This window comes from Salinibacillus kushneri, assembly GCF_900111405.1.
GTDB lineage: Bacteria > Bacillota > Bacilli > Bacillales > Alkalibacillaceae > Salinibacillus > Salinibacillus kushneri.
The window spans coordinates 57,646-78,902 of record NZ_FOHJ01000008.1 but is presented as its reverse complement, the minus strand read 5'-3'; the positions used below and the strand labels follow the sequence as shown (position 1 = coordinate 78,902).

The 21,257-nt window shown below is 37.1% G+C and carries 19 protein-coding genes; 18 read left to right on the top strand and 1 reads right to left on the bottom strand.

Annotated features, from left to right (window positions below; all coding sequences use genetic code 11):
- Positions 1–122 precede the first annotated feature (122 nt).
- From pfkA to BMX63_RS12320, 3 genes are read left to right on the top strand one after another with little or no spacing between them, the layout of a single operon-like run.
- Positions 123–1,082 (top strand): 6-phosphofructokinase, encoded by a 960-nt coding sequence (gene pfkA / locus BMX63_RS12330; protein WP_093136109.1) that lies wholly within the window; start codon positions 123–125, stop codon positions 1,080–1,082.
- A gap of 43 nt (positions 1,083–1,125) precedes the next feature.
- Positions 1,126–2,886, top strand: coding sequence for a pyruvate kinase (pyk, locus tag BMX63_RS12325; protein ID WP_093136107.1), 1,761 nt, complete (start codon positions 1,126–1,128; stop codon positions 2,884–2,886).
- A gap of 60 nt (positions 2,887–2,946) precedes the next feature.
- The gene (locus BMX63_RS12320; RefSeq protein ID WP_093136277.1) at positions 2,947–3,345 is read left to right on the top strand and encodes an FxsA family protein; all 399 of its coding nucleotides are present in this window, start codon (positions 2,947–2,949) and stop codon (positions 3,343–3,345) included.
- Positions 3,346–3,408: 63 nt separating this feature from the next.
- On the opposite strand, the gene ytvI is transcribed toward BMX63_RS12320, so the two are convergent.
- A complete protein-coding gene (gene ytvI / locus BMX63_RS12315) occupies positions 3,409–4,518 on the bottom strand; it encodes a sporulation integral membrane protein YtvI (RefSeq protein WP_093136104.1) in 1,110 nt (369 codons plus the stop codon).
- 114 nt (positions 4,519–4,632) lie between these two features.
- On the opposite strand from ytvI, the gene BMX63_RS12310 reads away from it, so the two are divergent.
- From BMX63_RS12310 to speD, 15 genes are all read left to right on the top strand, one after another.
- On the top strand, positions 4,633–5,106 hold the full coding sequence (locus BMX63_RS12310) for a DUF441 domain-containing protein (RefSeq protein ID WP_093136101.1): 474 nt from the start codon (positions 4,633–4,635) through the stop codon (positions 5,104–5,106).
- Between the two features lie 377 nt (positions 5,107–5,483).
- Positions 5,484–6,599 (top strand): citrate synthase, encoded by a 1,116-nt coding sequence (gene citZ, locus BMX63_RS12305; protein WP_093136098.1) that lies wholly within the window; start codon positions 5,484–5,486, stop codon positions 6,597–6,599.
- Between the two features lie 226 nt (positions 6,600–6,825).
- Entirely contained in the window at positions 6,826–8,091 is a 1,266-nt protein-coding gene (icd, locus tag BMX63_RS12300; protein WP_093136095.1) for an NADP-dependent isocitrate dehydrogenase, read from the top strand.
- Between the two features lie 26 nt (positions 8,092–8,117).
- Entirely contained in the window at positions 8,118–9,056 is a 939-nt protein-coding gene (gene mdh / locus BMX63_RS12295; RefSeq protein WP_093136092.1) for a malate dehydrogenase, read from the top strand.
- An 85-nt stretch (positions 9,057–9,141) separates the two neighbouring features.
- Complete coding sequence (locus BMX63_RS12290) at positions 9,142–9,618, top strand: MaoC/PaaZ C-terminal domain-containing protein (protein WP_093136088.1); 477 nt, start codon at positions 9,142–9,144, stop codon at positions 9,616–9,618.
- A 110-nt stretch (positions 9,619–9,728) separates the two neighbouring features.
- Positions 9,729–10,424, top strand: a complete 696-nt coding sequence (locus BMX63_RS12285) for a response regulator transcription factor (protein WP_093136085.1) — start codon at positions 9,729–9,731, stop codon at positions 10,422–10,424.
- Positions 10,425–12,179 (top strand): two-component system histidine kinase PnpS, encoded by a 1,755-nt coding sequence (gene pnpS / locus BMX63_RS12280; protein ID WP_093136082.1) that lies wholly within the window; start codon positions 10,425–10,427, stop codon positions 12,177–12,179. It abuts the gene before it with no gap.
- Positions 12,180–12,355: 176 nt separating this feature from the next.
- The gene (gene hflK / locus BMX63_RS12275; RefSeq protein WP_093136079.1) at positions 12,356–13,354 is read left to right on the top strand and encodes an FtsH protease activity modulator HflK; all 999 of its coding nucleotides are present in this window, start codon (positions 12,356–12,358) and stop codon (positions 13,352–13,354) included.
- Entirely contained in the window at positions 13,347–14,276 is a 930-nt protein-coding gene (hflC, locus tag BMX63_RS12270; RefSeq protein ID WP_093136076.1) for a protease modulator HflC, read from the top strand. The genes hflK and hflC overlap by 8 nt, the downstream gene beginning before the upstream one ends.
- A 93-nt stretch (positions 14,277–14,369) precedes the next feature.
- Positions 14,370–17,009, top strand: coding sequence for a DNA polymerase I (polA, locus tag BMX63_RS12265; RefSeq protein WP_093136073.1), 2,640 nt, complete (start codon positions 14,370–14,372; stop codon positions 17,007–17,009).
- Between the two features lie 17 nt (positions 17,010–17,026).
- Complete coding sequence (gene mutM, locus BMX63_RS12260) at positions 17,027–17,857, top strand: DNA-formamidopyrimidine glycosylase (RefSeq protein WP_093136070.1); 831 nt, start codon at positions 17,027–17,029, stop codon at positions 17,855–17,857.
- A 71-nt stretch (positions 17,858–17,928) separates the two neighbouring features.
- A complete protein-coding gene (gene ytaF / locus BMX63_RS12255; RefSeq protein WP_093136067.1) occupies positions 17,929–18,564 on the top strand; it encodes a sporulation membrane protein YtaF in 636 nt (211 codons plus the stop codon).
- Positions 18,565–18,581: 17 nt separating this feature from the next.
- Positions 18,582–19,190, top strand: coding sequence for a dephospho-CoA kinase (gene coaE / locus BMX63_RS12250; protein WP_093136064.1), 609 nt, complete (start codon positions 18,582–18,584; stop codon positions 19,188–19,190).
- 211 nt (positions 19,191–19,401) lie between these two features.
- Positions 19,402–20,442, top strand: coding sequence for a glyceraldehyde-3-phosphate dehydrogenase (locus BMX63_RS12245; protein ID WP_093136062.1), 1,041 nt, complete (start codon positions 19,402–19,404; stop codon positions 20,440–20,442).
- A gap of 333 nt (positions 20,443–20,775) precedes the next feature.
- On the top strand, positions 20,776–21,150 hold the full coding sequence (speD, locus tag BMX63_RS12240; protein WP_093136058.1) for an adenosylmethionine decarboxylase: 375 nt from the start codon (positions 20,776–20,778) through the stop codon (positions 21,148–21,150).
- Positions 21,151–21,257: the final 107 nt, after the last annotated feature.

Below are 21,257 nucleotides of genomic sequence, written 5' to 3'. Positions count from 1 at the left end.
ACAAAAATAAGTTTTTTAAAGGCTTTTCCTTCAAATTTACGCAAAAATTGTTTATAGTATCCGTTGGGAATAATTTTAGAATAACATTCTTTACTCCTTAAACTTTAGTAGAGGTGATCAACATGAAAAAAATTGGTGTATTAACTAGTGGGGGGGACGCACCAGGGATGAATGCTGCAATTCGCGCTGTTACGCGAAAGGCACTTTATCATAATATAGAAGTTTATGGCATTTATTATGGCTATCAAGGATTAATGGATGGCAGTATAAAAAAATTAGAGCTGGGGTCGGTTGGCGATATCATCCAACGAGGAGGAACCAAGTTATATTCTTCTCGTAGTGAAGAGTTTAAAACCGACGAAGGACAGCAAAAGGGCATAGAGCAGTTGAAAAAATTAGGTATAGAAGGTCTTGTCGTTATCGGTGGAGATGGTTCCTTCCGTGGTGCAAAAAAACTTACTGAAAAAGGTTTTCCATGTATAGGAGTTCCAGGTACAATAGATAATGATATTCCGGGAACAGACTTCACTATAGGATTTGACACTGCCTTAAATACTGTTATTGAAGCGGTGGACAAGATTCGGGACACCGCTACGTCACATGAGCGTACATACGTTGTGGAAGTAATGGGGAGAGATGCTGGTGATTTGGCACTTTGGGCAGGAGTTTCTGCTGGTGCAGAAAGTGTCCTCATTCCGGAGAAAACTGAAGACTTTGATGATATTGTTGAGCGTATAAAACGTGGACACGAAAGAGGAAAACGCCATAGTATCATTTTGGTTGCTGAAGGTGTAGGAAGTGCAGTGGAATATAGTGAAAAAATTAAAAAAGCTATGAATATGGAAACAAGAGTAACTGTACTTGGTCATACGCAAAGAGGAGGATCTCCAACAGCTAATGATCGGGTTTTAGCAAGTCGTTTAGGTGCTAAGGCAGTTGATCTCTTAATTGAAGGCAAAGGTGGAAGAATGGTTGGCATTCAAAATAACCAGGTTGTAGATCACGATATTCTGGAAGTATTAGACGCAAAACGTGTTCCTGAGCTATCTATGTATCAGTTATCTAAGGAACTTTCGATTTAAACATCTATTTGTAATTTGGCTTCAATGAAAGAGGAGGATATGAATGAAAAAAACGAAAATAGTTTGTACGATAGGACCTGCATCTGAATCAATAGAACAGCTTGAACAGCTAATTGATGCTGGAATGAATGTTGCCCGTTTGAACTTTTCACACGGTGATCACGAAGAACATCGAAATCGTATTAAAAATATTCGTAAAGCAGCGGCTAATAAAAATCAAACTGTAGCTATTCTTTTAGATACAAAGGGCCCTGAAATTCGGACAGGTAATATGAAAACAGAAGAAGTATATCTAAACCAGGGTGAGCGTGTTAATGTCTCAATGAATGAAGTAGAGGGAGATGAAAATCGTTTCTCTGTAACTTATGAAGGTCTTATTGATGATGTTCATCCCGGTTCAAAAATTTTGCTTGATGACGGTTTAATTGAACTTGAGGTTGAGGAAATCAATAAAGAGGCGGGAGAAATTGTCACAAGAATTTTAAACTCTGGTGTACTCAAAAACAAAAAAGGTGTAAATGTGCCAAATGTTAGTGTTAATCTTCCGGGTATAACAGAGAAGGATGCCAAGGATATTGTTTTTGGTATTGAAGAAGGAATTGACTTCATTGCCGCTTCTTTTGTTAGAAGAACATCAGATGTCCTGGAAATCCGTGAGCTTTTGGAAGAACACAAGGCTGAAAATATTCATATTGTCCCTAAAATTGAAAATCGTGAAGGCGTGGATAATATTGAGTCTATTTTAGAAGTAAGTGATGGTTTAATGGTTGCCCGGGGAGACTTAGGTGTTGAAATTCCTGCAGAGGAAGTTCCATTAGTGCAAAAGAACCTGATTAGGCAATGTAATAAGGCTGGAAAACCTGTTATTACTGCTACTCAAATGCTTGACTCTATGCAACGCAATCCTCGTCCAACCAGAGCGGAGGCAAGCGATGTTGCTAATGCTATTTTTGATGGTACAGATGCAATTATGCTATCAGGTGAAACTGCAGCTGGCCTTTATCCAGTGGAAGCTGTACAAACTATGTACAATATCGCGGTACATGTTGAAAATTCTCTGGACCATGAAAAAATTTCAGAGAAGCGTGCAAAAGAAGTTGATGTCACCATTACAGATGTGATTAGTCAATCTGTTTCCTTTGCAGCTGAAAGTCTTAAAGCAGGTGCTATTATCACACCAACCGAAAGTGGACATACGGCTCGAATGATTTCAAAATATCGACCAAAAGCTTCTATAATAGCCGTTACTGCTCATGAAACGGTTCAACGTCAGCTAGCTCTTTCATGGGGAGTCCATGCCATTCCTGGCTACTCGGTTTCAAGCACTGATGAAATGCTTGACAGTGCCATTGACAGAGGTTTGAAAACAGGTCTCTTTAAGCGGGGAGATAAGGTTGTTATTACTGCTGGAGTCCCTGTTGGTGAAAGTGGTACAACCAATCTGATGAAGATTCATATTGTAGGAGATGTTATGGCAAAAGGACAAGGTGTAGGGAAGAAAAACACGTTTGGAAGAGCCTTTGTGACCAATAGTACTGCTGAAGGCAAAAATAATCTTCAAGAGGGAGATGTCTTAGTTACAAACAGTACGGATAAAGAAATGATGCCTGCCCTGGAAAAAGCAGCAGGTATTATCACCGAAGAGGGTGGATTGACTTCACATGCTGCAGTTGTTGGATTGAGCTTAGGAATTCCTGTTATTGTAGGTGTGAATGATGCTACTAAATTAATTCAAACTGGAGATGAAATCACGATCGATGCTTCTCGTGGGGATATCTACCGGGGACATGCGAGTGTCTTGTAATGTATTGTAGAGGAGGAATAGTCATTCCTCCTCTATTCTAAATAAAGGATGATGATAGTTATGTTCCGTTTTGTCTTCTTATTTATTGTCATTATGTCAGCTTTAGAAATTGGTGTCTTTATGTGGCTTGGTCATGTATTTAGTATATGGTTTGTTGTACTAGGTATAATTCTTACAGGGATTATAGGTGCATTTCTTGCCAAACAGCAAGGGTTGGAAACTTTAAGCCGAGCCAGAGATCATATGGAATATGGACGATTTCCCAAAGAAGAGATTTTTGATGGCCTGGCCATTCTTATCGGAGCCATCTTACTTTTTACGCCAGGTTTTATTACTGACATCATCGGATTTATTTTGTTGTTTCCAATAACACGAAAACCGATCAAAAAATGGATGAAAGATATTTTTCGAAATATGATTAATAAAGGTACGATTACTGTATTTGGCAGGTGGAGGTAATCTTTGTGATGCAGGTGTATGGGTATGACTTATTTTCCACTAAACCTCATCAACCTCTCCTTTTTAGCCTTTAACATACTCCCACACTTCTTTAAAAACCCCTGTCTGATAGAGTGTATTAATGATTACGAGTGTTACAGGACCTAATATTAGACCTAGAAATCCCAGGATTTGAAATCCAACAAATAAGGAAATAAGGGTTGCCAATGGATCTAATCCGATGTTAGAGGATAAGACTTTTGGTTCCATAAGCTGACGCTGTATAATCACAATTCCATAAATAATGGATATTCCGATGGTGAGAAAATAATTTCCTGTAAAAAACATATATAATATCCATGGAACAAATACAAGCCCTGTTCCTAAATATGGAAACAAATCAACAGCTCCAATAATTAAGGCCAGTGTAATGGCATAATCAATTCCCAGGATTAAAAAACCAGTAAGGACAATCACAGCTGTTATCGATATTAAAATAAATTGGGCCCGGATAAACCCAAATAAAGCCTGTTGTAGTCCACTGGTGACATTCCGCGTAGAAACTGCCACACGATTTGGTGTTATTTTTTTAATCATATCCGTTAACTTATTCCAATCTTTACTAATAAAAAACGTTCCTAATAGTGAAAAGATTAATATGGTTGCAAGATTAGGAATTCCGGCAATCTGATTAGGGATCCATGTCAAAATGCTTCTAATGATCTGCTGGCCTGTATTTGAAATACTTGACCCCATATTACTAATTTGTAGCATAATTTCGGCACGATAGGATTCGTCAAGATTATCCAGCATTGAACTTAACTGCTCATAAATTGGAATTACTTGAGCTGTTATGAATTGCTGGAAATAGGTAATGAGTTCGTCAAAATATTTTGGAACCTCCTTTGCCAAGTATGTAAAACCACTAATAAGCTCTACAACTAAGACTGTAATGATAGAAACAATGATACCTAAAATCACAATAATCACAAAAAATACAGCTAGTGGCCGAGGAACTTTCATTTTGTTTTCTAAATAATTCACAAACGGATTCATCAAACATGCAAATAGTAAAGCGAATAAGAAAGGATATGTATATTTGGATAAAAACAGAAAAAAGAAACAAACTCCTATGATTGTCCCAATTACAAGCAAGAGCCGCAGTATTCTTTGTACATATACATTCTGAAGCAATCTCTTTCCCCCTTTATGTTAATAAGGTTGTCTTATTTACGTAATTGACGCTTATGATAAAATTTTTTTGCAAGGGCAAAACAAGTGTTTTAAGTGAAAGGAAGTTATAAAGACATGCTATCCCAATCTACTATATTTTTATTTATATTATTGCTATTAGGATTTATTGCAAAAAATCAGGCAATTATGGTTGCCGTTTATATTTTATTAGGGATTAAATTATTTAACATCGAGGATAAAGTGCTTCCCTACTTAGAGGCAAAAGGAATTAGTATCGGAGTGATTGTAATTACCGTGGCGGTACTAGCCCCAATAGCATCCGGAGATATAGGGTTTAAGGATTTACTCGAAAGTATTAAAACATATTATGCATGGATATGTTTAGCTGCAGGTATTTTTGTAGCCTATGTAGCAAAAGACGGTCTTACCCTTTTATCCAGTGATCCCCATTTAACAACAGCTTTGGTTATCGGTACCATTTTAGGTGTTGTACTATTCAATGGTGTTGCAGTTGGCCCTTTAATTGGTGCAGGAATTTCATTTTTAGTCATAAAAGGAGTAGACTTCTTCGTCCAATTATTAGCATAAGTGGAAAATATGGGATTTTTCAGAAGGATAAAAGAGCGGGTACCCTGATTCATCATAACGGGCATCCGTTCTTTTTTATTTGACTTTGGACTTCATTACTAAAAAATTAAATAGTGATTGATGCTAAAAAATTCTGATTTAATTGTATAAAATAATTTCACATTCTCCTGAATTTTGTTTATAATTGAATATGGATGTAGCTATAAGGATTCATCCGTAAATTTTATTTAAAAGCGTTTTCTTTTATTATACTTTTTTAAAATCTTAAAAGGTTTTGAAAGTGTAGCAAAAACCAACTTCCGTCATTTTTTTATGACGTACTTATTATTTTTATCAAAACAAGTGGGGAAATTTTTTACGTAAAGGAGAGAGTTTACATGGCAGGAACTAAAGGACTTGAAGGTATCGTCGCAACAGAATCCTCAATAAGTTCTATCATTGATGACCAACTTACATATGTTGGCTATTCCATTGATGATTTGGCTGAGAATTCAAGTTTTGAGGAAGTCATATTTCTTTTATGGAACAAACGACTGCCAAAATTAGACGAGTTACAAAATTTTAAAAAAGATTTAGCGAACAATATGGAACTTCCAAAAGAGGTCATTGATCACTTAAAGTCCTATGATTTAAACTCCGTACATCCAATGGCTGCTCTGCGAACTTCAGTATCAATGTTAGGATTATATGATGAAGAAGCAGATGAAATGGAAGAAGAGGCTAATCGCAGAAAGGCTGTTCGCTTGCAGGCTAAATTGCCAGCTGTTGTTGCAGCATTTGCACGAATTCGTCAAGGAGATAAGCCTGTTTCACCACGAAAAGACTTAAGTTTTGCTGCGAACTTCTTATATATGTTAAATGGGAAGGAAGCAGAAGACATTGAAGTGGAAGCGATTAACAAAGCTTTAATCTTGCATGCTGATCATGAGCTGAATGCATCGACATTTACTGCTCGAGTATGTGTGGCGACCTTATCTGATATTTATTCCGGAATTACCTCTGCTATTGGAGCCCTGAAAGGACCGCTTCATGGCGGGGCAAATGAGCGAGTAATGAAGATGTTAACCGAAATCGGTGAACCAGAAAATGCAATAGATTATATTGAACAAAAGCTCGCAAACAAAGAAAAAATTATGGGAATGGGGCATCGTGTATATCGTCAGGGTGATCCGCGTGCAAAACATTTGCGTAAAATGTCAGAGCATCTAACACACTTAACAGGTCAATCCAAATGGTATGACATGTCTGTGAAAATTGAAAACTACATGAAAGAAGAAAAAGGTCTTCCAGCAAATGTGGACTTCTATTCAGCTTCTGTTTATCATAGTTTAGGCATTGATCATGACTTATTTACACCAATTTTTGCTGTAAGTCGTGTATCAGGCTGGTTAGCTCATATTCTAGAACAATATGAAAACAACCGTCTCATTCGTCCACGTGCGGAATATGTAGGCCCTAAAAAGCAAGTTTATGTGTCTGTTGACAATCGATAGGATCTATTTATTTCGGCAATAGTTAAAAGCGTTCTTCATTTTCAGGTTTTACACAAGAAGCCAAATACATTTGGCTTCTTGTCATGAAGGAAGAGTGAATTATAGTTTGATAATGGGGTAATCCTGCTTCAGTGCCAAGTGCTATTTGTAACTTTTTGCATTGAAGTATGATGTAACATATGATTAGAGTTGGACATCAAAGTACACATTATAGGAGGTATAAAACATGAGTGAAAGAATTACAGTTGAAAATGGAAAAATGAATGTACCGAATCACCCAGTTATTCCCTTTATTGAAGGAGATGGAACTGGTCCGGATATTTGGGCTTCTGCCTCCCGTGTTATAGAAGCAGCTGTAGAAAAAGCTTATAATGGGGAGAAAAAGATTGAATGGAAAGAAGTATTAGCTGGACAAAAAGCCTATGATCAAACTGGAGAATGGCTTCCAGATGAAACATTAGAAACGATTCGTGATTATAAAATCGCTATTAAAGGACCATTAACCACTCCTATTGGCGGAGGAATTCGTTCTCTTAACGTGGCACTCAGACAAGAATTAGATTTATTCACTTGTCTTCGTCCAGTACGTTACTTTGAAGGGGTACCTTCCCCAGTAAAGAGACCTGAAGATACAGATATGGCGATTTTCCGTGAAAACACTGAAGACATTTATGCAGGGATTGAATGGCAGGAAGGCAGTCCTGAAGTGAAAAAAGTGATTGAATTCCTTCAAAATGAAATGGGAGTACATAAAATTCGTTTCCCTGAAACATCAGGTATTGGGGTTAAACCGGTTTCTGAGGAAGGAACTAAACGTTTAGTCCGAGCAGCAATTGACTATGCTTTAAAAGAAGGACGTAAGAGTGTAACACTTGTTCATAAGGGAAATATTATGAAATTCACTGAAGGATCCTTCAAAAACTGGGGTTATGAAGTAGCAGAACAAGAATACGGTGACAAAGTATTTACCTGGGCTAAATATGACCGTATTGTAGAGGAGAAAGGAAAAGAAGCTGCTAATCAGGCACAGGATGAAGCAGAAAAAGCAGGAAAAATTATTGTGAAGGATGCCATTGCAGATATTTTCCTACAACAAATTTTGACGCGTCCAAAAGAATTTGATGTTGTAGCTACGATGAATCTAAATGGTGATTACATTTCCGATGCACTTGCAGCTCAAGTAGGTGGAATTGGTATTGCACCTGGAGCCAATATCAACTTTGAAACAGGCCATGCGATTTTTGAAGCGACTCATGGTACAGCACCTAAGTATGCGGGCCTTGACAAAGTAAACCCTTCCTCCATTATTCTTTCTGGTGTGTTAATGCTTGAGCATATTGGATGGAGAGATGCTGCAAACCTCGTCACAAAAGCAATGGAAAAAACCATTGCAAGTAAAGTTGTTACTTATGACTTTGCCCGCTTAATGGATGGTGCTACTGAAGTGAAATGTTCCGAATTTGGTGATGAACTCATTAAAAATATGGAATAGTAGAAAAAAGTAAGGAGGAAAACATCATGGCAATTCAACGGAAGAAGGTTTCGGTTATTGGCGCTGGTTTTACGGGAGCTACAACTGCACTTATGATTGCTCAAAAAGAGCTTGCAGATGTCGTGTTAGTGGATGTTCCGGATATGGAGGACCCAACGAAAGGGAAAGCTTTGGATATGTTAGAGGCAAGCCCTGTGCAAGGTTTTGATTCCCATATTATCGGAACGTCCAATTATGAAGATACTAAAGATTCTGACCTTGTCATCATTACTGCAGGTATTGCTCGTAAACCAGGTATGAGCCGTGATGATTTAGTAAGTACCAACGCCAAAATTATGAAAACTGTAACGAAAGATATCGTGAAATATTCACCTGATTGCCTCATTGTAGTATTAACAAATCCTGTTGATGCAATGACGTATGCAGTATTTAAAGAATCAGGATTTCCTAAAAACAGAGTCATTGGTCAATCAGGTGTACTGGATACAGCTCGTTTCCGTACCTTCGTTGCTCAGGAGTTAAATCTTTCTGTGAAGGATATTACAGGTTTTGTTTTAGGTGGGCACGGAGATGATATGGTTCCCCTCATTAGATATTCCTATGCTGGCGGAATCCCATTAGAAAAACTCCTTTCACAAGATCGTATCGAGGCAATCATAGAACGTACTCGTAAAGGCGGAGGGGAGATTGTAGGACTATTAGGAAACGGAAGTGCCTACTATGCACCTGCTGCATCTTTAACTCAAATGACAGAAGCCATTCTGAAAGACCAACGCAGAATATTACCTTCCATCGCTTATCTTGAAGGTGAATATGGATACGAAGGAATCTATTTAGGTGTACCAACTATTCTGGGTGGTAATGGGATCGAAGAAGTCATTGAGCTGGATTTAACAGATGATGAAAAAGCGGCACTGGATAAATCTGCTGACTCTGTCAAAAATGTATTAAAAGTATTATCATAAAGTTAAGGTAAAAGAATTCGGGAATGTTCCCGGATTCTTTTTACAAACTTTAGGGAAAACGCTTACATAAAGAGGGGTGGAATGTATGTTATTTAAGAAAAGAAAACTTGGACGGCTAATCCATGATTTACAGATAGGTGAGCAATATGAAAAAAAGGTAAAGATATACGATAAGGATTTATTACTGTATTTAGGCTTAACAGACGATTCGAATCCGTTGTATATTCAACATGATTATGCTTCTCAAACCCCATACAAACGACCTCTTGTGCCTTCTGTAATGCTATATGGATTTATTTCAACGATTGTTACAACCCATTTACCTGGACCAGGCAGTCATATAACCGGAAATCAACTCTCTTATCCCAAACCAGTCTATCATGATGATGAAATTCACTTAAAGCTGGAAATCATAAAGATAGATGAATCCAATCATCGTGTAAGTCTTCAAGTCTATGCAACTGATTCGGTTGAGGATATAGTAATAGAAGGGGAAATGGAAGTATGTCCACCTTATCAGGCAGAATCGATTATTAGCCGCTCTCTTGAAAACTTCCACTAATATTTTCGGCTAGAGGATTGTAAATATCGTGTAAATTTTTTAACACACTGGTTTTTATTTTTACATGTTCATTATATGATGGAGATAAAATATACGGTTGAGGTGGTTAAATGGGGAAACGAATTTTGATAGTAGATGATGAAGAATCTATTGTAACGCTGTTAAAGTACAATATCGAACAATCTGGTTTTGAAACAGAAGCGGTATACGATGGGGAACAGGCATTAAATATGGCTGAACAGAAATATTTTGATTTAATTATTTTGGATTTAATGCTGCCAAAACTAGATGGGATGGAAGTGTGCAGACAGCTGCGTCACAAAGGTATTGAAGTACCAATCTTAATGTTAACTGCGAAGGATGAAGAGCTCGACCGAGTACTCGGCTTGGAAATAGGAGCAGATGATTATTTAACCAAACCTTTTAGCCCGCGTGAAGTTGTAGCACGTATAAAAGCCATTTTAAGACGTTTTAAAAAACAGGATGATGAAGATAAAAGTGAAGAAATCGTCATTAAAGAATTGGTCATATACCCTGATCAATATGAAACTTATATGAATGGTCAGCTATTAGAATTTACACCAAAAGAATTTGAACTTCTTCTGTATCTTGCCCGGCATTTTGGCAAAGTACTTTCCAGAGACCAGCTTCTAAGTGCTGTATGGAATTATGATTTTGTTGGTGATACAAGAATTGTAGATGTTCATATAAGTCATTTACGGGAAAAAATCGAACCAGATACGAAGAAACCGGTTTATATAAAAACGATCAGAGGGCTTGGCTATAAATTGGAGGGGCCGAAGTAAATGAGTAGATCTTCCTCTCGTACTTTTCTGACATATGCCATTTTACTTATTGCAAGTATGGTTCTTATTGGATTTTTGCTCGTTCAAATTACGAAAAAATTCACTCTTGATGCTGTTGATGAAAGGGTATCATCAGAAGGTTCTTATATCGTAAATTTACTTAATGAAACCGATAATCTGTCACAAAGTAAACTGGAACAAGTAGGAGGTGTGAGTGACCAGCTTGATTTAGGAGTTTTACTGTATAATCACGAAGATGAGCTGCTTTTAAATACAGCGGGACAGGTTTCTGATAATTCTCCAGCTGAAATCAATCGGGTTATTCAAAACAATGTAACCGAACTGGACAATGATAAGCGTATATTACATGAAGGTTTGTTTTATACAAAAGAATGGCTAGTTAATCATGAAGGTTACATCGTATTTGTTTTACCGACGGATTCTGTTACGGGAATGACTGCAAATATCTGGTTATTTATCAGTGTTGTCTTATTAATGGTCCTTATCGTGATTTTTATTATTGGATATCATTTTATGGATAAATATGTACGGCCAATACGAAGTGCATCACAGGTAGCCCGTCAGTTGGCAGAAGGCAATTATAACGCTCGCACTTATGAAACACAGTATGGTGAAACAGGACAATTAACCAATTCCATCAACCTGCTTGCCCGTAATTTATATGAGATGAATCTGCAGCGGGAAATCCAGAATGATCGTTTAATGGCTGTTGTAGAGAATATGGATAGTGGGTTAATTTTAATTAATGAAAAAGGATATATCCAATTAGTGAATCGAGCATTTCTAAATACTTTTAAAGGGGAATCATCCTCCTATTTGGGATATTTATATTATGAGGCTCTTTCTTATGAAGATGTACATGATACGGTCAGAGATGTTTTTATGTTTGAAAAGAATATCCAAAAGACAATGGTTGTATCACTGGACATTGAAAGACGCTTTTTTATGATTTCTGGAGCACCTATTTTTAATCACTCAAAAGAATGGAAAGGTGTCGTTCTCGTCTTCCATGATATTACGGACTTAAAGCGCCTTGAAGAAATGAGAAAAGATTTTGTTGCTAATGTTTCCCATGAGCTGAAGACTCCCATTACGTCCATTAAAGGCTTTGCCGAAACTTTACTAGGTGGGGCACAGGAGGATCCTGAAGTACGAGAGCAATTTTTATCGATTATTTATAAAGAAAGCGGAAGACTGCAACTATTAATCAGTGACCTTTTAGAACTATCCAAATTAGAAAAAGAAGATTTACAATTAAACATTCAAAAAGTAACGATAAGAAGTTTGATTGATGATGTGCTTTCTCTGGTGCGTCACTCTGCTGAAGAAAAAGAAATTGAAATTAACGTGGATGTTGATCCAGATTTAAAACTGGAAGTTGATTCAAGCCGCTTCACCCAGCTTTTATTGAATTTAGTTACGAATGCGATACATTATACACCCGAGGGAGAACATATTTATATCAATATGGATGAACACGAGAATGATATAAAATTAACTGTAAGAGATACCGGTATTGGAATACCAAGTGAACATCTGCCCAGGATTTTTGAGCGTTTTTATCGTGTAGATAAAGCAAGGAGCAGGAATTCCGGTGGAACAGGATTAGGACTTGCGATTGTGAAACATATCGTTGAGGCACATAATGGAAAAATTGAAGTAGAAAGTGAAGTAAATAAAGGTACAACATTTTCTGTTATTTTACCAAAGGAATTTACAAATCCTTCATCATGAATTAACAGCAGATAAATAATTCCCTGATATTCTAAACATGAATCCCTTTCATCTTAATTTTCACTTTGATAGAGACAAAAGTCTCTATCTTTTTTTATTGGATTGAAACATTTTACAGTTTTATTCGTAGATACAACTGTAAAAAAGATGAAACAAATACATGGGGAGGGCACCACATGAGCTTACGTCGGATATATATGTGGATTGGATTCGCAATTATCATTATTATTTTAGGGATATCAGTTGCAACAAGCTGGTATACAGTAGATGAATCAGAACAAGCTGTAGTGGTTACACTTGGAGAAGCCGAGGAAACCAATACAGAGCCGGGTCTTCATTTTAAATTACCATGGCCGATTCAAACGGTAGAGACCTTATCACAGGAAACTTTTAGCTTAGACTTTGGTTATGATCCTGAAAATCAGGATGATGCTGATGTGATTAGGATGATTACTGGTGATGAAAATATTGTTCTAGCTGATTTAGTTGTGCAATGGAGAATTACAGAACCAGAAAAATACTTGTTTAACTCTACGGATCCAAAGGGAGTTTTAGAGAATGCTACTTCAGCTTCCTTAAGAGGAATTATTGGGTCATCTGAGATTGATGATGCCTTAACTTCTGGAAAAGCGGAAATTGAAAATGATGTTCGGGATGTACTTACTAATTTAATAACAGATTATGATATCGGCATTTCGATTGTTGATGTTAAACTACAAGAAGTTGACTTACCGAATGAGGATGTTCGTAAAGCTTTCACAAAAGTAACAGATGCTAGAGAAACGAAGAATACAAAGAAAAATGAAGCAGAAAAATATAAAAATCAGCAACTGGAAGAGGCATCAGGGGAAAAGGATGCCATAATTTCCCGAGCTGAAGGTGACAAAGTAGAACGAGTTGAAAAGGCAAGAGGGGATGTAGCAAAATTCAATGCATTATATGAAGAATATATGAATTCCCCAAATGTTACGAGAGATCGCCTTGTAATTGAGACCCTTGAAGAAGTTCTGCCGGATGCTAAGGTCTATATTTTAAATGAAGATGGAAATACACTTCAATATTTGCCGTTAAATAATAATACAAATAATACGCAAACCATTCGCCCAGGAGAGGAACAAACGGACCAGAATTCGGACAATACAGAGACAGAAGAAGGGGGCAATGATAATGAGTGATGAAAAGGTCTTTGATATGAAAAAATCCAAACCAGTAAATTTTAGAAAGTATATAAAAGTTGGCCTTTCTATTCTCATACTGATTCTCGCATTGATTACGGTGTTTAACAGTATGATGATCACTAAAGAGGGAGAATATAAAGTTGTTCGTCAGTTTGGAGAAGTTGTTCGTGTGGAAGAAGAACCAGGTCTGCATTTTAAAGTTCCTTTTATTCAAACAACGACAACATTGCCGAATAAAAATCTAAGTTATGATATGGAAGAACAGGAGATTAATACATTAGATAAAAAACGGATTATCATAGATAACTATGCGGTGTGGCATATTACCGATCCAACGCAGATGATAAATACAGCAAAAACGGTGGTCGGTGCCCAGTCCCGTATGGGAGAATTTATATTTTCAACAGTTCGAACGGAATTAGGTCAAATGAATTATGAGGAAATTGTTAATGATGAGAAGTCCTCAAGAAGTAATCTGAATACCAGAATCACAGAAAGGGTAAATGAACTGTTAAGTGATTACGGTGCTAAAGTAAGGGACGTCCGGATTAAACGAACCGATTTACCTACAGATAACGAGCAAACCGTTTATACGAGAATGATTTCAGAAAGAGAATCAAAAGCACAGGAGTACTTATCTCAGGGAGAGGCTGAAAAGAGCCGTATCATGGCTGAGACAGATCGTGAAGTACAGGAAATGTTATCAACAGCAAGCGCGGATGCAGAAAAAATTCGTGCAGAAGGAGAACAGGAAGCAGCACAGATTTATAATAAGGCATTTTCTAAAGATCCCGAATTCTACCGTTTATATCGCACGCTTGAATCCTATAAGTCAACGGTTGATGATCAAACCACAATCATTCTCCCCCATGACTCGCCTTATGCAAGAGCATTGTTAGGTTATTTTGGTGAAGAATAAATAGATGAGACGTTTTTTTCCTTCTTATTCAATACATGATAAAATAGAAGGAAAGAAACGTCTTTTATTTGAGTTGATATGAGGAGTGGGAAAATGTCTGAAAAACTAGTTTTGGTTGATGGCAATAGTATATTATATCGTGCCTTTTTTGCCTTACCATTATTGAACAATGAAAAAGGTGTATATACGAATGCCGTATATGGCTTTACGACAATGCTTTTACGAATTTTAGAGGAAGAAAAACCATCTCATTTGTTAGTTGCTTTTGATGCAGGGAAAACAACCTTTCGACATAAAACCTACACAGAGTATAAAGGTGGACGTCAAAAAACACCTTCTGAGCTTTCAGAGCAATTTCCACTGGTAAAAGAGTTACTTGGAGCTTTTGATATTTCTCATTATGAATTGGATCAATATGAAGCAGATGATATTATCGGAACCATGTCCAACGAAGCAAAACAGGACGACATGGACGTTAAAGTTATCTCGGGAGACCGTGACCTTCTGCAATTAGTGGACAAGGGTGTGAATGTCTCTTTAACTAAAAAGGGAGTAACCAATATTGAAAATTACACCCCTGAATTTTTAGAAGAGAAGGTAGGCATTCGTCCAGATCAAGTAGTAGATATGAAGGCTCTAATGGGGGATAGCTCTGATAATATCCCTGGTATCCCTGGTGTAGGTGAAAAGACAGCAGTCAAATTGTTAAAACAATTTGGTACTTTAGAGGCTATATATGAAAACCTGGATCAGATTAATGGTAAAAAATTAAAAGAAAAACTGGAAAATCATAAAGATGATGCCTTTATGAGTAAAGAGCTGGCTACGATTAATCGGGAATCTCCTATTAAAGTTAAGCTGAATGACATTACATATAATGGCTATAAGCCCCAAAGAGTACTGGAGCTCTTTAAAGAATTAGGCTTTCATTCATTACTTAATCGGATTGAAGGTGGAGATTATGAAACGGAGCAGGAGACCAACTCTCTTGAAGAAATCGAATATCGTCTTATAGAAGACGTTAAATCAGATTTATTTAGTGGCAAGGACGCTCTGTTTCTTGAAATGCTTGAGGAGCATTATTATTATGGAACTGTTTTAGGTTTCGCAGTCGTAAACCATAAGGGAAACTATTTTATACCTACAGAGGTCGCTCTGAACTCGGAAGCATTCAAAGCTTGGGCGGAAGACGAAAAGCAGGAGAAGTTTGTGTTTGATGCTAAGCGTGTGACGGTAGCACTTAAAAGACAGGAGATAGATATTAAAGGGATAAGCTTTGATATGTTGCTTGCCTCTTATATTATAAATCCAGCAGAAAACCATCATGATGTTCCTTCCATCAGCCAACGAATGGATTTTTATAATCTTTCTTATGATGAAGAAGTATATGGCAAAGGAGCTAAGCAGAAGGTTCCTGAAGAGGAAGTAATGTCCGAACATGTGGTAAGAAAAGCTAATGCAATTTTTCAATTAAAAGATTCGATAGTCGATAAGCTTAAGGAAAATGACCAATATCATTTATATACCGATTTGGAGCTTCCGTTAGCAGCCGTTTTAGGTGAAATGGAGTATTATGGTGTACAAGTCGATACAGATCGCTTAAATGAAATGGGTGCAGAATTAAAGGAGCGGTTAAATACATTAGAACAGGAAATTTATGAATTAGCAGGAGAAAGCTTTAATATTAATTCTCCTAAACAGCTTGGGCATATTCTCTTTGAAAAATTGGAGCTTCCAGTTATTAAAAAGACTAAAACAGGCTACTCTACAGCAGCTGATGTCCTGGAGCAATTAAAGGATAAGCATGAGATCATGCCGAAAATATTATTATATCGTCAGTTAGGAAAATTACAATCAACATATATAGAAGGTTTATTAAAAGTAGTAGACGAAGGAGAACAAAAAATCCATACAAGGTTTAACCAGGCTTTGACGCAGACCGGGCGACTAAGCTCTACAGAACCAAATTTACAAAACATCCCGATTCGACTGGAGGAAGGACGGAAAATTCGCCAGGCCTTTATTCCATCAAAAGAAGATTGGGTGATTTTTGCAGGTGATTATTCACAAATTGAGTTGAGAGTGCTTGCCCATATTGCTGGAGATGAAAAGTTAATCGATGCCTTTCAAAATAATTTGGATATTCATACCAAAACAGCCATGGATGTTTTTAAAGTGGATGACGATAAGGTGACCTCTAATATGCGTCGCCAGGCGAAAGCCGTAAATTTTGGGATTGTATATGGAATCAGTGATTATGGCCTAAGCCAAAGTTTAGGAATTACCAGAAAAGAAGCAAAGGCGTTTATTGAAACCTATTTTGAAAGCTTTCCTGGTGTAAAAGCTTATATGGATCAAATCGTAAAAGAAGCAAAGCAAAATGGTTATGTAACAACGATTATGAACCGTCGTCGTTATTTACCTGAAATTACAAGCCGCAACTTTAATCGCCGCAGCTTTGCAGAACGCACGGCAATGAATACTCCTATACAAGGCAGTGCTGCTGATATTATTAAAAAGGCCATGATTGATTTAGCAGCTCGACTTGAAGAAGAGAATTTTGAAGCAAAATTACTGCTTCAGGTTCATGATGAGCTTATTTTAGAAGCACCTAAGCACGAAATTGAAAGGCTACAACAAACGCTGTTGGAGGTTATGGAAAATACCGTACAATTGGATGTACCTTTAAAAGTAGACTTTGCCTGTGGAGATACATGGTTTGATGCGAAGTAACTAGGGAGCGAAGCAAAATGCCAGAACTACCTGAGGTTGAAACCGTTAAAAAGACATTAAAACAAATTGTGTTAGGTAAAACGATTCAGGATGTAACGATACGATGGGAAAATATCATTCAATATCCGAAAGAACCAGAGGTTTTTCAAGAAGAAATAAAGGGACAGACTATTTCCAATCTGGGACGAAAAGGGAAATTTCTGCTTTTTTATTTGGATCATCATGTCCTTATTTCGCACTTAAGAATGGAAGGAAAATATGCCATCCATGAGCAAAACGATTCTATCGATAAACATACACATGTCATTTTCCATTTTACCGATGGAACGGAGCTTAGATATAAAGATGTAAGAAAATTTGGCACCATGCACTTGTACCAAAAGGGTGAGGAATATTCTCTTCCACCGCTCAGTAAGTTAGGACCTGAGCCCTTTGATGATACATTTACAGCAAATTATCTATTTCAAAAATGCCAGAGAACCACTCGAAATATAAAAAATGTATTGTTAGATCAGACGGTTGTTGCAGGATTAGGCAATATTTATGTTGATGAAGCATTATTCAGAAGTAAGATTCATCCATTAACCATGGCCTCAAATCTTACAAAACCTGAATGCTCTGTGTTAGCAAAGGAAGTGGAAAGCACCCTTAATGATGCCATTGCTGCGGGTGGCACCACCATTCGTTCCTATTTAAATAGTCTGGGAGAAATAGGCTTATTTCAATTACAGCTATTTGCTTATGGTCGCGAGGGTCAAAAATGCAAGCGCTGTGGTCATATGATTGAAAAGATAAAAGTAGGTGGCAGAGGTACCCATATTTGCCCAAATTGTCAGAAGCAAAAATAATTGTGGAATGGCACGAAGAAAAGGTTCTCTCCATATAATAGTCTAGACTTTTGCAGGAGGGAGCCGTTCATATGGCAGAATGGATAACGTTATGCTTACTTAGTTTTGCCGTTAGTTTAGATAGTTTTACCGCTGGATTTACATTTGGTCTTCGCAAAGTCAGAATTCCAATGAAATCTCTACTATATATTGGTTTGGTTACGGCTATTGTATTTTCATTCGCAATGTTTATTGGAAAACAGGTTGTTGGGCTTTTTTCTCCTGCCATTGCGGATATTATAGGGGGCATCCTTTTTATCGGAATTGGTCTTTGGGTAATTTATCAATTTTTTCGTGATCAAAGTGATGTCAAACCTAATGAAAAATCATTTCTATTTAAATGGGAAATCAAATCTCTTGGCGTTGTCATTCAGATTTTAAAGGATCCGAATCGGGCTGATATCGATTCCTCAGGGGATATTAAAGGATTTGAGGCTTTCGTTTTAGGTACAGCTCTATCCCTGGATGCTTTTGGTGCTGGTATTGGTGCGGCTATATTTGGTTTTTCTGCCTTATTCACTGCAAGTTGTATCGCTGTAATGTCCAGCCTTTTTTTATTTATAGGTACAAAAAGCGGCTACTTTTTATCCAAATGGAATTGGGTTGAAAAATTTGCTTTCCTTCCTGGTATTATTTTAATTTTGCTTGGATTTCTTAAATTATCTTAGTATAAAGGGGTTAAAACATGGCACTAGTCATAGGTTTAACTGGCAGTATTGCAACGGGAAAAAGTACAGTTTCAAGAATTTTACAAGAAGAAGGATTACCTATTGTAGATGCAGATCAAATCTCAAGAAAAGTTGTTGAGCCTGGGGAAAGGGCTTATCAAACGATTGTAAAAACCTTTGGAGAAAAAATTTTGTATGAAGATGGGACCATTAACCGAAAAAAATTAGGTTCTATCGTATTTACAGATAATACTAAACGAAAGCAATTAAACAACATTGTACATCCAGAAGTGCGCAGAAAAATGCTTGAAGATCGTGATCGTTACGTAAACGAAGGTCATCGTGCTGTTGTTTTGGATATTCCTTTACTTTTTGAAAGTAAACTAACCGATTTTGTTGATCGAACGGTTGTCGTTTATGTAAGTAGAGATATTCAACTTAAGCGTCTGATGGAACGAGATAATAGTACAAAAGACGAAGCATTACAGCGAATCCAGTCACAAATGTCTGTGAAGGAGAAAGCGGAGATGGCGGATGCGGTGATAAATAATGAAAGGGCCATTCAGGAGACAAGAGAACAAGTGAAAAAATTGCTACAGAAATGGGATTTATTTGAAGGTTGCTGACTCATTAAATTTGAGTCAGCATTTTTTTATGGGCTGCTTTCTTTAAGAATACTGAGTACCTAAATAATGATTTCATCTTAAGTGGAAATGATTTACCATATGCGGGCATATGTTTTATTAGGTTATATTTTCTTCACACTATTTGATTAATTATGCTATACTATTATTAAAAAGTGTAACATAAATTGGAGATGGGGAGGAAAAGGTTCTTATGGAGAAGCATCGAATAGCAATAAATGGATTTGGAAGAATCGGACGGATGGTGTTGCGACAAGCAATAATAGATAAGAGCTTTAATGTTGTGGCCATAAACGCAAGTTATCCTCCTGAAACCTTAGCACACTTAATTAAGTATGACAGCATTCACGGCCGTTTTGAAAAGGAAGTAAAAGCACATTTGGATGGAATTGAAGTCGATGGACAATTTGTAAAGCTCGTTTCTCAACGTAACCCTGAACTTCTTCCCTGGAAGGAGTTAGGGGTAGATATTGTCATTGAAGCAACCGGGAAATTTAAAACGAAAGATAAAGCCTCATTGCATTTAGAGGCAGGAGCTCAAAAAGTGATTATTACAGCTCCAGGAAAAGAAATTGATGGAACATTTGTAATCGGTGTCAATGAGAATCGATATGAGGCTGATTGTCATCATATTATTTCTAATGCTTCCTGTACAACAAATTGCTTGGCACCGGTAGTAAAAGTATTAGATGATTATTTTGGGATTAAAAATGGTATGATGACGACAGTTCATGCCTTTACGAACGATCAAAATAATATGGATAATCCTCATAATGATTTACGCAGAGCACGTTCCTGCACTCAATCCATTATTCCTACATCTACTGGAGCTGCTAAGGCGATTGGTGAGGTATTACCACACTTAAAGGGAAAGCTTCATGGTATGGCACTAAGAGTTCCTACACCAAATGTGTCGTTAGTTGACTTAGTTGTAGATCTTAATCAAAATGTAACGGCTGAAGAGATTAACAGAGCCTTTCAAAAGGATGCTGAAGGTCGTCTGAAAGGGATTCTTGATTATAGTGAAGAGCCTTTGGTATCCATTGATTATACGACAACATCAAGCTCTTCTATCATAGATGGTTTATCCACGATTGTATTAGAAGATAAAAAGGTGAAGGTATTAGCGTGGTATGATAATGAATGGGGCTATTCCTGCCGGGTTGTTGATTTAGCAAGATTAGTCGGAAATAAATTGGTTAATGAAACCATCCCCTCGATGTCATCGTCATAGTTGTTTTATATATTATAGGGATACTATACGCGCGCGCTTTCCGCTTTCGGCCTTAAGGTGCAAGCTGTTATAAGTAAGCCCATTACGTGGTGATAAAAGGACGCTACGTTATGGGGCTTACTTATGCAGTCGAATACTCTCTGGTCCTTGTTATTCGGTCTTGCAATCCACCTAATAAAGTTATATACTATTTGGTACTTTACGAGATAGAATCAAAATGGATGATTTAATTTGAAATCTTTTCAATTAAGCTACTTGAAGGGAAAGAGTTTCTGTAAATGTTCTCCCCCGTAGTAGTTTGATAAAATAGACCTTTGTTCTGGGGGATAGGGAATGGATACGGTTGGGACACACCTAATTGCTGAGCTATGGGAATGTAAAATCGAGAAATTAAATGATATGGAATATAATGAACAAATTCTTGTGGAAGCGGCATTAAAAGCTGGTGCGGAAGTAAGAGAAGTAACTTTTCATAAGTTTTCTCCACAAGGTATCAGTGGTGTTGTACTTATATCTGAGTCTCATTTAACCATTCATAGTTTTCCTGAACATGCGTATGCAAGTATTGATGTATATACGTGCGGAAAAAGAATGAATCCGAATAAAGCCATACAATATATAACCGAATCATTAGAAGCAAAATCAGTTGATAAGGTTGAAATTCCTAGAGGTAAAGCTCCAATACAAATCAATTCACAAGCTTTCTAGGATAAGCACTTGGATAGCATCAAAAGCTCCCAAGTGCTTTTCTATGTCTAGCTACGGCTCCCAGGTCCAAGCAGACATAAGCAAAATCCACTACGTGGCGAAAAGGC

What these genes read in the sequence shown, in the direction of transcription:
- pfkA (WP_093136109.1), top strand. Translation starts at nt 123, where the DNA reads ATGAAAAAAATTGGTGTATTAACTAGTGGGGGGGACGCACCAGGGATG.
- pyk (WP_093136107.1), top strand. Translation starts at nt 1,126, where the DNA reads ATGAAAAAAACGAAAATAGTTTGTACGATAGGACCTGCATCTGAATCA.
- BMX63_RS12320 (WP_093136277.1), top strand. Translation starts at nt 2,947, where the DNA reads ATGTTCCGTTTTGTCTTCTTATTTATTGTCATTATGTCAGCTTTAGAA.
- BMX63_RS12310 (WP_093136101.1), top strand. Translation starts at nt 4,633, where the DNA reads ATGCTATCCCAATCTACTATATTTTTATTTATATTATTGCTATTAGGA.
- citZ (WP_093136098.1), top strand. Translation starts at nt 5,484, where the DNA reads ATGGCAGGAACTAAAGGACTTGAAGGTATCGTCGCAACAGAATCCTCA.
- icd (WP_093136095.1), top strand. Translation starts at nt 6,826, where the DNA reads ATGAGTGAAAGAATTACAGTTGAAAATGGAAAAATGAATGTACCGAAT.
- mdh (WP_093136092.1), top strand. Translation starts at nt 8,118, where the DNA reads ATGGCAATTCAACGGAAGAAGGTTTCGGTTATTGGCGCTGGTTTTACG.
- BMX63_RS12290 (WP_093136088.1), top strand. Translation starts at nt 9,142, where the DNA reads ATGTTATTTAAGAAAAGAAAACTTGGACGGCTAATCCATGATTTACAG.
- BMX63_RS12285 (WP_093136085.1), top strand. Translation starts at nt 9,729, where the DNA reads ATGGGGAAACGAATTTTGATAGTAGATGATGAAGAATCTATTGTAACG.
- pnpS (WP_093136082.1), top strand. Translation starts at nt 10,425, where the DNA reads ATGAGTAGATCTTCCTCTCGTACTTTTCTGACATATGCCATTTTACTT.
- hflK (WP_093136079.1), top strand. Translation starts at nt 12,356, where the DNA reads ATGAGCTTACGTCGGATATATATGTGGATTGGATTCGCAATTATCATT.
- hflC (WP_093136076.1), top strand. Translation starts at nt 13,347, where the DNA reads ATGAGTGATGAAAAGGTCTTTGATATGAAAAAATCCAAACCAGTAAAT.
- polA (WP_093136073.1), top strand. Translation starts at nt 14,370, where the DNA reads ATGTCTGAAAAACTAGTTTTGGTTGATGGCAATAGTATATTATATCGT.
- mutM (WP_093136070.1), top strand. Translation starts at nt 17,027, where the DNA reads ATGCCAGAACTACCTGAGGTTGAAACCGTTAAAAAGACATTAAAACAA.
- ytaF (WP_093136067.1), top strand. Translation starts at nt 17,929, where the DNA reads ATGGCAGAATGGATAACGTTATGCTTACTTAGTTTTGCCGTTAGTTTA.
- coaE (WP_093136064.1), top strand. Translation starts at nt 18,582, where the DNA reads ATGGCACTAGTCATAGGTTTAACTGGCAGTATTGCAACGGGAAAAAGT.
- BMX63_RS12245 (WP_093136062.1), top strand. Translation starts at nt 19,402, where the DNA reads ATGGAGAAGCATCGAATAGCAATAAATGGATTTGGAAGAATCGGACGG.
- speD (WP_093136058.1), top strand. Translation starts at nt 20,776, where the DNA reads ATGGATACGGTTGGGACACACCTAATTGCTGAGCTATGGGAATGTAAA.